This is a genomic window from uncultured Duncaniella sp. (assembly GCF_910578445.1).
Lineage (GTDB): Bacteria > Bacteroidota > Bacteroidia > Bacteroidales > Muribaculaceae > Duncaniella.
This window is the reverse complement of the sequence record NZ_CAJTQC010000039.1, coordinates 1-12,557: the sequence shown is the minus strand read 5'-3', so window position 1 is coordinate 12,557 and position 12,557 is coordinate 1. Positions and strand designations below refer to the sequence as shown.

General features: G+C 46.8%; 11 protein-coding genes. 7 read left to right on the top strand and 4 right to left on the bottom strand.

From position 1 onward, the window contains the following. Positions 1-288: 288 nt before the first annotated feature. The 6 genes from QZ311_RS11675 to QZ311_RS11650 all read left to right on the top strand — a co-directional run bounded on the left by QZ311_RS11675 (position 289) and on the right by QZ311_RS11650 (position 6,011). On the top strand, positions 289-1,695 hold the full coding sequence (locus QZ311_RS11675; RefSeq protein WP_297068225.1) for an outer membrane protein transport protein: 1,407 nt from the start codon (positions 289-291) through the stop codon (positions 1,693-1,695). 207 nt (positions 1,696-1,902) lie between these two features. After that, positions 1,903-3,339, top strand: coding sequence for a DUF3078 domain-containing protein (locus QZ311_RS11670; RefSeq protein WP_297068222.1), 1,437 nt, complete (start codon positions 1,903-1,905; stop codon positions 3,337-3,339). A gap of 34 nt (positions 3,340-3,373) precedes the next feature. Further along, positions 3,374-4,024: a hypothetical protein gene (locus QZ311_RS11665; RefSeq protein WP_297068220.1), complete on the top strand. Its 651-nt coding sequence runs from the start codon at positions 3,374-3,376 to the stop codon at positions 4,022-4,024. Positions 4,025-4,059: 35 nt separating this feature from the next. Continuing rightward, positions 4,060-4,572, top strand: a complete 513-nt coding sequence (locus tag QZ311_RS11660; protein WP_297068218.1) for a hypothetical protein — start codon at positions 4,060-4,062, stop codon at positions 4,570-4,572. Positions 4,573-4,603: 31 nt separating this feature from the next. Next, positions 4,604-4,924: a DUF4491 family protein gene (locus QZ311_RS11655; RefSeq protein WP_297068216.1), complete on the top strand. Its 321-nt coding sequence runs from the start codon at positions 4,604-4,606 to the stop codon at positions 4,922-4,924. Positions 4,925-4,991: 67 nt separating this feature from the next. Further along, complete coding sequence (locus QZ311_RS11650; RefSeq protein ID WP_297068214.1) at positions 4,992-6,011, top strand: alpha/beta fold hydrolase; 1,020 nt, start codon at positions 4,992-4,994, stop codon at positions 6,009-6,011. Here QZ311_RS11650 and QZ311_RS11645 read toward each other — a convergent pair whose 3' ends face one another. Beyond that, positions 6,012-6,713: an SGNH/GDSL hydrolase family protein gene (locus QZ311_RS11645; protein WP_297068210.1), complete on the bottom strand. Its 702-nt coding sequence runs from the start codon at positions 6,711-6,713 to the stop codon at positions 6,012-6,014. It abuts the gene before it with no gap. A 279-nt stretch (positions 6,714-6,992) separates the two neighbouring features. On the opposite strand from QZ311_RS11645, the gene QZ311_RS11640 reads away from it, so the two are divergent. Further along, complete coding sequence (locus tag QZ311_RS11640; RefSeq protein ID WP_297068207.1) at positions 6,993-9,065, top strand: SurA N-terminal domain-containing protein; 2,073 nt, start codon at positions 6,993-6,995, stop codon at positions 9,063-9,065. Positions 9,066-9,218: 153 nt separating this feature from the next. On the opposite strand, the gene QZ311_RS11635 is transcribed toward QZ311_RS11640, so the two are convergent. From QZ311_RS11635 to QZ311_RS11625, 3 genes are all read right to left on the bottom strand, one after another. Then, entirely contained in the window at positions 9,219-9,887 is a 669-nt protein-coding gene (locus tag QZ311_RS11635; RefSeq protein WP_297068204.1) for a nitroreductase family protein, read from the bottom strand. Between the two features lie 25 nt (positions 9,888-9,912). Further along, on the bottom strand, positions 9,913-11,817 hold the full coding sequence (locus QZ311_RS11630) for a DNA polymerase III subunit gamma/tau (protein ID WP_297068201.1): 1,905 nt from the start codon (positions 11,815-11,817) through the stop codon (positions 9,913-9,915). Between the two features lie 209 nt (positions 11,818-12,026). Further along, positions 12,027-12,509 carry a DUF4595 domain-containing protein gene (locus QZ311_RS11625; protein WP_297068199.1) on the bottom strand — a complete coding sequence of 161 codons (483 nt, stop codon included), beginning with the start codon at positions 12,507-12,509 and terminating at the stop codon, positions 12,027-12,029. Positions 12,510-12,557: the final 48 nt, after the last annotated feature.

The window sequence follows — 12,557 nt, the reverse complement described above, 5'->3', positions numbered from 1 at the left end:
TGGCTGATTGTTTTATTGGTGAATGGTCTATTGCTTATATCGAACTCACGTTAAAATCGGCTGTTTGGATAATCTGGATATAGAATGGGGAACTGTCGGCAAGCTCTGATGTCCGTTATATTTTGACCAAAAAAACAGAAATTCAGTAAAATTTTTCTGTTAAAAAGTGTATATTCACTTGGGTATCTCATGGGTTAACTCTACCTTTGCGGTCGATTTTAATAGTTTACAGGCAAGAATCTTATGTTGATATAGCTATTCTTGTCGCCAATCATTAACTTTCTATCTATGAAGAAATTTATTGTCGCAGCCTTGGCTGTTGTCTCGGTTTGGGGCACAGCAAAAGCTGAAGGTTACCAGATCAATTCATTGTCGGCAAAACAGATCGGCATGGGTCACACGGGTATTGCACTTAAGCTTGGTGCTGAAAGCATGTTCTTTAATCCCGCAGGTATGGCATATATGGACAAGACCCTTGACTTGTCGGGTTCTGTCACCGGTATAATGCCTACTTGCACCGCAACTGTCGATAACGTAGATTATACCACTGACAACGGTGTTTCCACTCCTATAGGCGTACATGCCGCATTTTCAATATATGATAATCTTAAGGGTGGAATCTCGTTCTATACACCATATGGTTCTTCGATAAACTGGACTGACAACTGGCCCGGTGCAGTGCTCAATCAGAATGTAAACCTTAAAGTGTTTACCATTCAGCCGACTCTGGCATGGGCAATCACACCTAAATTCTCAATCGGTGCGGGAGCAATGGTTTCATGGGGCACTGTCGATCTCAACAAGGGACTTGTGACTGCCGAGACCACTGACAAGGCTATAAACGCCCTCAAGACAATCGGTCAGCTTCCGGCTGAGACTCCTGCGTTCGGTTCGACTACACCTGCATCCGTCAATCTTAACGGAAAGGCTGACATGGTGGTCGGTTTCAATGTCGGTGCGATGTACAACATTACTGAAAATCTCACTGTCGGTGCTTCATACCGCTCTCAGATGAAGATGAAGGTCAAGGCCGGCGATGCCCATGTCAAATATGCAAATGCAGTTGCTCAGGGTATTCTTGGCGAGAGTCTTGACCTCATAAACGAGGCTAATTTCAAGGCCGAGATGCCTTGTCCTTGGGTTATGGGACTTGGTGTGTCATATAAGCCTGTCGACCGTCTCACACTCGCTTTCGATGCCCGTCTTACAGGATGGCATGCCTACAAGCGTCTTGACATTGAGTTCCTTGCCGAGCAGCTCACTCCCTATAACCAGAATATAACCAAGAAGTATAAGAACTCATGGTGCTATTCACTCGGTGGACAGTATGCTGTGACTGACCGTTTTGACGCACGTCTCGGTCTTATGATTGATACATCTCCTGTCAATGACAAGTATTACAACCCCGAGACTCCGGGCATGACCAAGATTGAGCCGACCGTAGGTCTGTCGTTCCGCCCTATCCCGTCGCTTTCAATCGATCTCGCCTTCATGTATGTTGCCGGTCTTGGCATCGATAATGCGTCATGCGAGTATAACGACCTTCTCGGCGCGACAATGATTAAAAAGCTTACAGATGCCGGAATTCCCTCGTCGATGATTGATGCAATGGGTTTCAAACCGACAGGAACGTTTACCGCTGACTATAAGCTCCATGCTTTTATCCCCTCGATAGGAATCAGCTACAGCTTCTGAATCCTGAAGGATTTCAGATAGTCTGAAGACACTACTGACAGCTTCCGGTCATGGATTAACAGGTCCATGAAAGGAAGCTGTCATTATTTATGCTTTTTTTGTAGTTGAGGAATTTTTTATGTAAATTTGCACATTATAACAAATCGGGTAATCAGACTCTGACAAGAGTCAATAGTTTTCAATTCATTCAAGGATTTACCAATCATCATGTTTAGGACATTTCTATCGGGATTATTTTTAACTGTCTTAGGCCTTGTCTCAGGGTTTGGGCAGACGGCTTCTATATTTGGAGCTCCTTTTACACGTTCTGAAATCTATAATTACCGGTTTTCGGCCAATGATTTTGAGGCCGATTCGCTTGAACTGTTGTCTCCGGCTGACGGTAATCTGTCTGTAATATCCGTGTTGTCGGCCGATTCACTGGTTGCGGATTCACTAAAGTTTGGTCCGCTGCCGATCGACAGTCTGCTTAATACGATGTATGTACCGACCACTCCCCTGCCGTCGTACTATTTCCGTCCCGTTGTGTTTGATTCATATCAGATGCTCGACACTATCCGCATCGCCGATGCCGGAGGTGAGGTGGCGTTGACCGATTCGATTTATGGATGGCTTGCGACAGATTATTATCACAATAATCTTATCCGTCGTGCAAAGCAGTCGTTTATCGTGAATCTTCCGGCGGATGTGCGTTTCGACGAGGCATCGTTGCCTGAGCCACCCAAGAAGTTCGAGGCTACTGTCGATCCGAATACTGCCAAGATAGTCATAGCCGAACTTCCTATAAAAGAAGCTCCCAAGAAACAGATGGAAGCGACGTTCGGACGCCGGTACTGGCTGCGTACATTCAACAGTTCAATCCAGTTCTCTCAGGCCTATGTATCGCCAAACTGGTATCAGGGAGGTAACAACAATATAAATGTGCTTGTCAACCTCTTCTATAATGTGAAGCTGAATCCGGCTTTCCATAAAAAATTGCTTTTCGAGACTACGTTCCAGTATAAACTCGGCATGAATGATGCTCCTAACGATTCGCTTAGAAATTATTCGATTTCCGAGGATTTGTTCCAATTTAATATGCTTGCAGGTTACAAAGCATCTAAATATTGGTATTATTCGACAAATGTCTCGTTCAAGACCCAGTTCCTGCATAATTATAAGGCAAATACTCATGACATGAAAGGTGCTTTCCTTTCTCCCGGTGAGCTCAATGTCGGTGTCGGTATGACTTATAATTATGCAAATCCCAAAAAGACCTTTACACTTGACGCTTCGATTTCACCGTTTTCATGGAATATGAAGACCTGTGTCAATCATCGTATGGACGAGACATCATATGGTATAGAAAAGGGGCGTAAAACAGTGAGCCAGTATGGTTCTAACGCCGAAGCCAAGCTTTTGTGGGTTATCCGTGACAATATCAGTCTTCGTTCGAGGTTGTTTGTCTTTACCGATTATGACTATGCTTATGGCGACTGGGAAAATACACTCTCATTCAATATCAACCGTTTCCTGTCGACACAGATTTATGTCCATATGCGCTATGACACATCGACTCCTTCAAGCAATGACGCTGACTGGCGTAAATTCCAGCTTAAAGAAATCCTTTCGTTTGGATTTGCATACAAATTCTCGTCAATATAAGGGTTGATCTTACTGCCCCATCACTCTCTCCATAATGTGTAAGATTCACTTATCAGGCATATTTACTACTCTTGTCGTGCTTTTCACGACAACCGGTGTCTTCGCCTCGACTTCCTCTAAGGGAATCGAGGCGAAGGTGCTTGACAATGTGCCCGGTTTTTCAGAAAGGCTGACTGGCTACGACACTGCGGCGGAAGTGGTCGAACGGCTTTCAACTATGCCTATGCACTCAGTCGAAGGCCTGTGGCGTTTTGCCGCAGAAGGGACATTGATGGCCGTTGAACGGGTGGCAGACCGTGAATTTTCAGCCGACGAAGCAGGAACAGTGACCTACAGGATGGTTATCGTGCGTGCGGCGGATTTGTCTTTGCGTCCCGGTACGGTGATGGGTTATCTTTCTCCGACGGCTAAACGAGGTGTCTATGATGCAAGGATTTACACCGGAAGGACCGACGACGGCACGAAATTGTATTCCCCTCGCACTTTTACGCTGACACTTGGTGACAGTGACGGACGTATGGCAATAAACCGCTATGGCACGACGTTTAGTTTTAATTGGTGGAGACTCTTGCCTTATATGTATAGTCGTCTGATAACCAAAAGGGAAAAGAAGCCCGGTGACATAAATGGTTGTATACGGGTGTATCCGCTGCCTGCCATTCCTGCCGAACCTCGCTATCTGTAAGGATACAGTAGTTCCACGCTAAAACAGATTGATACATGTATTCAGCTCTACGCTTTCTGATGATTTTCATTGTTCTCTCGGCATCGGTGTCGGGACAGAAGGCGAGTGCCGAGAAGACGCTTCGCGGAAAGTTAAGGGTAGAGAAGAGGCAGAAGGAGGATGCCCGTCAGCTACCGTTTGATACCGTGATGGTTGTATCGCAGGCCGATGTCAGATTGTCGGGATATGATAAACCGTTGAATTCCCGGAAGGAAAGTCTGTTTATAAGTAATAGGACAGAAAGGGAAATAACTGCGGTTGAAATCCGGATAACCTACAAAGACATGCAGGGGCGAATGCTTCATGAAATGAAAAGGCTGTTGCGTGCGGATATTCCGTCGGGTGCGACGCGCCGGGTAGAGTTTCCATCATGGGACAGGCAGAATTCATTTTATTATCATAAAGGCCGTCAGCCTCGTGTGGAGAATGTGACGCCTTATAGCGTCGATTGTTCAGTTATCAGATACATATCCCCTTCTCTTCAGTCCGTTGAATCTACAGAATTATAAATAAATACAATCCAATAGATAATAATTTTCCATGAGCGAAATTCTTTCAGAGTATCATTTGCTTGGCCTTACAATAGGCATCTGTACATTTATCATAATCGGTATTTTCCATCCGGTAACCATCAAGTGTGAATATTATTTCGGAACACGCTGCTGGTGGTGTTTCCTGTTGCTTGGAATTATGGGAATTGCAGGGACGCTTCTTGTCGATGATGTTTTCTGGTCATCCCTGCTTGGTGTGTTTTCATTTTCTTCTTTCTGGACCATCGGAGAAATATTCGAGCAGGAAAAACGGGTGGAACGAGGATGGTTTCCGGCTAATCCGGCAAAGAAAAACAAAAAAAATCTGTAGTGCAGTGTAGGATTAAGCTTTCGTCGATTGTTTAATCATAGATTTTATTTTGACTAAGTTTATGAGAATGATTAAAATAGCGAGAGGTGTTGTCGCGTCGTTTACATTGATGATTGCCGGTTTCCCACTACAGGCTGCCGACAGGGAGATTACGGTTTTAAACAGGCATGATGGGGTCAAGCTTGCCGGCACACTGTCCGTCCCTGACAGCATGGCTCCTAAAGCCGTAGTCGTGATGGCGACAGGCAGCGGTCAGCAGAACCGCGATGAGGAAATCATGGGGCATAAGCCATTCAGGACGATTGCCGGACATCTGGTGGCAAACGGCTATGCCGTTTTGCGTATGGATGACAGAGGGATAGGTGGTAGCGGCGGTAATTTTGCGGAAGCTACCAACGATGATTTTGTCCGCGATATAGCATCGGTCATTTCTTATGCCGATTCTTGCTTTTCAGAGATTCCCGTAGGTGTCATCGGGCATTCTGAAGGCGGGACTATAGCCATAAGGAATGCAGCCCATAATCCGAAATGTGATTTTATAGTCACGCTTGCCGCTCCTGCATGGGCAGGGGATTCCGTGGTGATGTCACAGTGCCGGTCGACGGCGGTGAGGATGGCCGGACGATGGGACGGGGAGGCGTTGCAGCGTTCGCTACTTGATGTTGCCAAGTCCGACATGCCTGATGTGCAGGCTAATACACTTATATATATGACATTGGCACAGAGCCTCGGCGAAACGGCAAAGTTGCCGTCGGTGCAACAGCAATTGGCCTCACAGATAGGCGTGCTCCTTTCACCGTGGTATCGGGAAATGCTTCGCTATGATCCGTCGGCTGATATAAGTGCGGTCAATAAACCTTGGCTGGCGCTGAATGGCAGTCTTGACATTCAGGTCGTTCCTGAGAATCTCGCTACAATCTCCGAAAAAAATCCCGGGGCTATAACGAAGCTTATGTCAGGCCATAACCATCTGTTCCAACGGGCTAAGACAGGATTGGTTCAGGAATATGCCGGCATTCAGGAGGATATTTCTCCTGAAACACTTGACGTGATCACAAAATGGCTTGACGGTATTTTCGGTCGATAACTATTTGATTCTCTCCCCTACCTGCCGGGCTATCTCTGCCATGCCTTTGACTGAAGGATGATTGGCCTTTTTGGAGATATCCTTGAGCATGATTGTCTCGATGTCGTGCTTACGGCAGAGTGTTTCGATTGATTCTGTGATTTCCGGACGAAGTTTGGTGTTTACTATAAAGTATATATCTGTCCCGGGATAGTAGTTTTTCATTTCCGCCAGCATTATGTCGAGTGCCGGGCGGAAAGTGTAGAGGTCCGGGGCAGAGCCGTCGGCCGTTTTTCCTTCAGCATCAAGGTAGTCCCCGACTTCCACTCCGGCCCATGAGTCGTTTGTCCCGCCGAATACAAGGATTATGTCGGGTGAGCCCAACGCTTTCACGCGGGTGAGAAAAGAGCGGTCAGAATAGTCTTCTCCCCTGTAGCCACGGTTGCATATCGTCGCGCCGGAGAAAGAATTGTTGACTTCCAGACGGAGACCCTTGTCGCGTATGAGTTGCTGCCACCATGTCTGACTTACATCGCTGACATCTGTCAGTTCGGGATTCGGAGTTTTGAAATACCACACATAGTTGGTGTCAGGAGTTACATGCCCTTCGAATGTGGAATAGGAGTCGCCGAGTATCGAGACGCCTGCACGCGGGCTTATGCCTGATGCTGAAAATGTAGCTGCCGAGATAATGGCGAGAAGAATGAAAAGAGTCTTGCGCATGGTCGGATTGTTAAAGATGATAAATTAGCCATATTGCCTGATATTAATGAAAACGCGTATATATAAATTAATATTACACCGCATGTAGGCATTTTTTTGGATTTTTTCACTCATTTTTGTCAGTGCGAGGGATGATTTTCAATGCGTTCATTTTGAATTAAATGGAATTTATAGTACTTTTGTGCGTTAATTCCGCGCAGATTATCCTTTGGATGGTAAACATCACGGTTGTCGGCGTGGCTTATCATCACTCTTAAATCAAAAATCATCTAAACATAAATGGCAACATTAGAAAAAATCCGTAGCAAGTCAGCCCTCTTGCTCATCTTCGTGGGAGCCGGTCTGCTGGCTTTTATCATCGGAGACTTCTTTACTTCCGGTCGCTCGCTTTTCGGGACCGGCACTACCATTGCAAAGGTCGATGACAACAAAATCGACATTCAGGAATTCCAGCGTCGTGTTCAGGATGCCTCACAGCAGGCTCAGGCACAGAATCAGCGCATGGATCAGGCTGTTCTCCAGCAGCAGGTTCTCAATGCAATGATTGCAGAGAAGCTTTTTGATCAGGAAGTCAAGGATCTCGGTCTCACAGTGACAGATCAGGAACTCACAGACATGATGGTCGGAAAAAATTCACAATACGTTGACCGCATGGTGCAGCAGCAGCTCGGTGTGCCCGATGCCAAGACTGCCCATGACATGGCTTTCAATCCTACAAAGTATGGAATGCAGCAGGCTCAGGCCCAGCAGCTTCAGGCTTATTGGATTGACCTTGAAAAGTCGGTTGAGCGTATGCTTCTCCAGCAGAAGTTCCAGAATCTTTTCACAGGAACGCTCGTTGCCAACGAGCTTGATGCAAAGGCTCTTTACGATGACAATGCCGCTACATCACATATCATCTATGCCAAGAAGGATTTCTCTTCTCTCAACGACGATGATTTCGAAGTGAGCGAAAGCGACATCAACGCTATTTATAATAAGGATAAGAACCGCTATGTGCTTGTCGAGCCTACTCGCACTGTCAACTACATAGCTGTCAATATCATTCCTTCCGAAGCCGATATGCTTGCCGGACAGAAGAAAGTTGAGGATGCTCTTGCTGCTCTCAACTCTACTCCTGAACTTCAGGGACTGTCTGATATGCCTGAATTCGTGGCTGACCGCCATAAAGTTACTCAGGCCGACGTCAACAAGCAGGCCCGTCTGAAAGCAACTCTTGATTCGCTCTCTGTAGGCCGTGCGGCTTTGGTCAACAAGGCCGGTAACGACTATAACATCGTGAAACTTTTCGGTAAAGGACAGGAAGTTGCCAATGCAAAAATCGATTTCCTTGCTGTTCAGGGCACTAAGGCTCAGGTTGATTCGCTTGTAGCCAAACTTAACTCAGGTGTTTCTTTCGACAGTATTTCTGCCTCACCTCTCGTCGCTCAGTCTCAGAAGGATATGGCAGTAGCTCTCCTTGATCCCAACTATGCTCCTGTAAAGGAAATCATCGCAGACCGTGCGACCGGTGTCTACTTCACTCCTGACACCCTCGCCGAAGGTGGCCGCATTTTCCGCGTCAGCGAGCGTGAAGCTCCCGAAACTGTCTATGACATTGCTACTGTTAGCTTTACAACTGAGCCGTCAAACACTACAATCAACGAACTTGATGCCGCTCTTCGCAAATATGTCGATGAAAACAAGGATTCCAAGTCATTTGCAGAGAACGCTCAGGAAGCCGGCTATACAACATTCCCTGCTACTGTCAGCGCTTCTACTCCTATGATCGGTAACCTTAATGACTCGCACAGTGCTGTGGCATGGGTTATGGATGCAAAGAAAGGTCAGGTTTCACCCGTCTTCGGCGACGTGCAGTCAGGTCGCTTCCTTGCTGTAGCTGTCAACGATATCTACGACGGTGGTTTTGTTCCGGCTCGTGACTCGCAGATTCATACACTTCTTGCAGCTCAGGCACGTAACGATAAGAAAGCTGCCAAACTTATTGCCGATTATGAAGGCAAGGCTAAGGACGTGGCCGGCTATGCCAAGCTCATGAATGTGTCTGTCGACACTACTACCGTTAACTTCGGTCAGTATATGATTCCCGGTCTCGGTATCAGCGAAAGCGCTGTTCAGGGTAAGGTTGCCAATGCTGCCAAGGGTGCTTTTGTAGGCCCGATGCAGGCAAACAACTCTGTCATTGTTCTTCAGGTGACTGAAGTCGATAAGGAAGGCCGTCCTTATGATTTTGAGGAAAATGCACTCCGCTTCAATCAGCAGCGTGGCGCTGCCCGCATGATGAATACTCTCGACCGTATTCTTCTCGGAAATAAGAAAGTGACCAACAATATCAATACTTTCTATAAGTAATAGTCTTTAGAAAGCGATATAATACAGAATAAAACCTTTACTGCCGGACAGCTCATTTGAGGTGTCCGGCAGTAAGGGTTTTGTTTGTAAGAGAAGCGGTGGTGAAGGATGGTTGCGCCCTACCCTATTGATTCCTATTGCGTTAAATTGATTTTATAGCCATTCAACTCTGACCGGATTTGCACCCAGTTCGAAGTGCAGCTTTGCTATTCCAAGGTCCATTTTAGAGAAAAACCCCCATGAAGAACTTGCCGTGACCCGATTGTCGCCTGACCATTTGAAACGGAATTTTTGCTGGTTGACGGCTGTGGGCGCAAGGAGCGCATATTCGACACCTCGTCTGAACCATTCGGGCGCTGAGTCTATTTCAGGACAGATTTGTTGCGGGGGCTTTATTTTGTGAGTGCTTCCCTGTGTAGTTCCATAGCCTATTGCAATCACGGCATAAAGCTTTTCGCCATCACTGATTTCGGCCGGAATTTTACCTTTTTTGAAAGTCATCCCTACCCAGCATGTGTTAAGACCCAATTCCTGAGCTTTCAGCACAAGTCGCTCGCCATAATATCCGAGCAGTTCCTCTGTCCCTGAGCTTTTTTTGCCTATCATGCAGATGTAGTTACGGACATTGCTGAACTTTCCGTAATGGGCAAGCAGTGAGCTTCCGAATGCCTTGGGTTCGTCTGTGACAAGCTGTATGTTCAGTCCGGAACTTGAATTACACTCGTCGATAAGAGCCGTCAGGCCATGTCGGATTTCAGTCGGGAGCGGTCGGTCTGTATAGGAACGGACTGAGTGTCGCGACTTTATAATTTCGTAATCCATAAAAATCGGTAGGTTTGAAAGGGAGCTATCCCAGTGTCAGTCCCAGATCGTCGATGAATCCCTTAAGCGTAGGGATACTTTCAATCATATGTGTTAGCACCTCACGTTCGCTCCACGTGTGTGGCGATGCTGAGCCTTGGTTGAGTTCCACTGTCAGATTGAAATGGTCGTTTTCAAGGGCATTGCGCATGAAGTTGAGCAACGACGGAGTTGCTTGCTCTATGACATTAAGCTGCATCTCGTTTTCAACCATTATTTTATATGTATGGCCTTCTATCTGAGCCGGGAACGATGCCCGCATCGTGTTGATGAGTATATGTTCGGTCGGACGGCTCTTGATGAAATTCTGCCACGCCTTGTTGAGCTGATCACGGTTATAGAGCCCATTGCGCGGTTCGCGGATCGATGCTGTTGTCTGGGCCTGTCCGGCTGATTGTGCGGTATTTTTGGTCGGATTGATTGAAAATGTCGATGTCGGACGCTTTAGAGGGCGCTTGGCTGCGATGGGTTGTGCCTGCTGTCCTCCGTATGGAGCAGGCGGAGCTGCAACCGTGGTTGGCTGCTGTGATGGAGCTGTCTGGTAAGAGGCCGGTGCAGGCTGGGCAGGGGCGGTCCCTTGCTGTAAAGGTTGGGGCGTTACGGGTTGTTGAATCGGATTGTTTCCGCCGTAAGTGTTTGGATATGCCATAGTTGCCGAGGCTTTTTGAGGCTCGGCCGGGCGCATCTGAGGCGCAGCGGGAGTAGGGGATTGCTGTGGCTGCTGAGCCGTGGCAGAAGTAGTGGCGGGCTGTATTTTTTGTAACCGCCCCTCTCCTGCGCCACTGTTATCGGGGGAGGGGCTTGACAATTGGCATATCTTGGCCAATGTCAGCTCTATAAGGAATTGTTTGTTGGATGCTGTGCGGTAGTTCAGGTCTGCTTCATTGCAGAGATTCATGGTGCGGTAGATGAAATCGGGAGAACACTTCGCTGATGTAGCGGCCATTGCTTTCCGGGCTTCATCGTCTGCTTCAAGAAGCACTATTGTTGAAGGGTCGCGGGCGACCATAAGATCGCGCATATAGTCGGCCAGACCGTTGATGAAAAAGTGCGAGTCAAAACCTCTGTCGCGGATTTCCTTATAAATCAGCCACGTATTGAGCACTTTCCCTGAAAGGAAGCAATCGAGCAGGCGGTTGTAATAGTTATAGTCAAGTACGTTGAGATTCTCGATTGCGCTCTGATAGGTTATGTTTCCTCTTGACGAGGCTGCCACTTGGTCGAATATCGAGAGAGCGTCGCGCATCGCACCGTCAGCCTTTCGGGCTATCACGTTGAGCGCAGCCGGGTCGGCTGTCATGTCTTCCTGCGATGCCACGTAGCTTAGATGGTCGATCATGTCCCTGACCGTTATGCGCTTGAAATCATAAATCTGACAGCGCGACAGGATGGTCGGGATGATTTTGTGTTTCTCGGTGGTTGCGAGGATGAAGATTACATACGACGGCGGTTCTTCCAGTGTCTTCAGGAAAGCATTGAACGCCGCAGCCGACAGCATGTGGACCTCATCGACGATAAACACGCGGTAAGTGCCTTGAGATGGCGGGATTTGCACCTGCTCGACGAGCTGGCGTATGTCGTCAACACCGTTGTTTGATGCGGCATCAAGCTCGATGATGTTGAGCGAGCTGCCCTCGTTGAACGCGCGGCAGCTGTCACACTCGTTGCAGGCTTCGCCCTCGGCGGTAGGGTTGCTGCAATTGATTGTTTTGGCAAAAATACGTGCGCATGAAGTCTTGCCGACTCCGCGCGACCCGCAAAACAGATAACTGTGAGCCAGTCGATGGGTGGCTATTGCGTTCTTGAGCGTAGCCGTGAGCGCTTTCTGTCCGACAACGCTATTGAACGTCGACGGACGATATTTCCTTGCCGAAACAATATAGTTTTCCATATATCCACAAATTTACACACAATTCCCCGGTTTTCCAAACAAAGCCCGGAAAAGAAACAAACCGGAGAATATGGAAGGCTTTCCGTGAGTTACGTATTTGATGTCGTATAGCCTGAGATGTAAATTTGGAAGATTTCAGAATTATATGGGAATATGCTCTAACTATGAAAGTTCTTGTTCATTCTCCAGAATATCTCTTACGGCAAATGTTATTTCACTATAAATTTAATTGAGACGGCATTGTCTTTATTTTGATCTAATTGAATTATTATTTGATTATGAGAATCAAAATTGTATGATATAGCTTCTTGTAAAATATCGTCTGCGTCATTTTCGTCGAAACAGTATGTGAGACTGCGAGGTAAATATTCGTCACATTTACCAAAATATCCGGATATCATCATTGCTAAATCTATCTCATGGGTAAATTCTGTAGCAAGGAGAGATGGGATAATCCCGATAGTATTCGGACGATTGCTCGGGTTGAGAAGTATTCTGGTGTTTCCTAAATAATTATCATCTGTGTGAATTGCAGCTATATTTCCGTCTTTCCATTTTATTAAAGCCTTTGTTTCCTCATCTCCTGTAATTCTTTCAATCTCGGTTAATCTTTCGTCTTTGTATTTGAATGTTAGCAGTGATTCTCCGATTTTTACCGTTGAAATTTTACCGTTTTTTAGGTTATAAATCAATATTGTCCTAAATAATTTTTGAGTGCTACTCAACGTGCAGAGGCATCA

Excerpts from the sequence above, each read along its gene's own strand:
- QZ311_RS11675 (WP_297068225.1), top strand. The coding sequence starts at position 289 with ATGAAGAAATTTATTGTCGCAGCCTTGGCTGTTGTCTCGGTTTGGGGC.
- QZ311_RS11630 (WP_297068201.1), bottom strand. The coding sequence starts at position 11,817 with ATGGAAAACTATATTGTTTCGGCAAGGAAATATCGTCCGTCGACGTTC.
- QZ311_RS11650 (WP_297068214.1), top strand. The coding sequence starts at position 4,992 with ATGATTAAAATAGCGAGAGGTGTTGTCGCGTCGTTTACATTGATGATT.
- QZ311_RS11660 (WP_297068218.1), top strand. The coding sequence starts at position 4,060 with ATGTATTCAGCTCTACGCTTTCTGATGATTTTCATTGTTCTCTCGGCA.
- QZ311_RS11670 (WP_297068222.1), top strand. The coding sequence starts at position 1,903 with ATGTTTAGGACATTTCTATCGGGATTATTTTTAACTGTCTTAGGCCTT.
- QZ311_RS11655 (WP_297068216.1), top strand. The coding sequence starts at position 4,604 with ATGAGCGAAATTCTTTCAGAGTATCATTTGCTTGGCCTTACAATAGGC.
- QZ311_RS11665 (WP_297068220.1), top strand. The coding sequence starts at position 3,374 with ATGTGTAAGATTCACTTATCAGGCATATTTACTACTCTTGTCGTGCTT.
- QZ311_RS11640 (WP_297068207.1), top strand. The coding sequence starts at position 6,993 with ATGGCAACATTAGAAAAAATCCGTAGCAAGTCAGCCCTCTTGCTCATC.
- QZ311_RS11645 (WP_297068210.1), bottom strand. The coding sequence starts at position 6,713 with ATGCGCAAGACTCTTTTCATTCTTCTCGCCATTATCTCGGCAGCTACA.
- QZ311_RS11635 (WP_297068204.1), bottom strand. The coding sequence starts at position 9,887 with ATGGATTACGAAATTATAAAGTCGCGACACTCAGTCCGTTCCTATACA.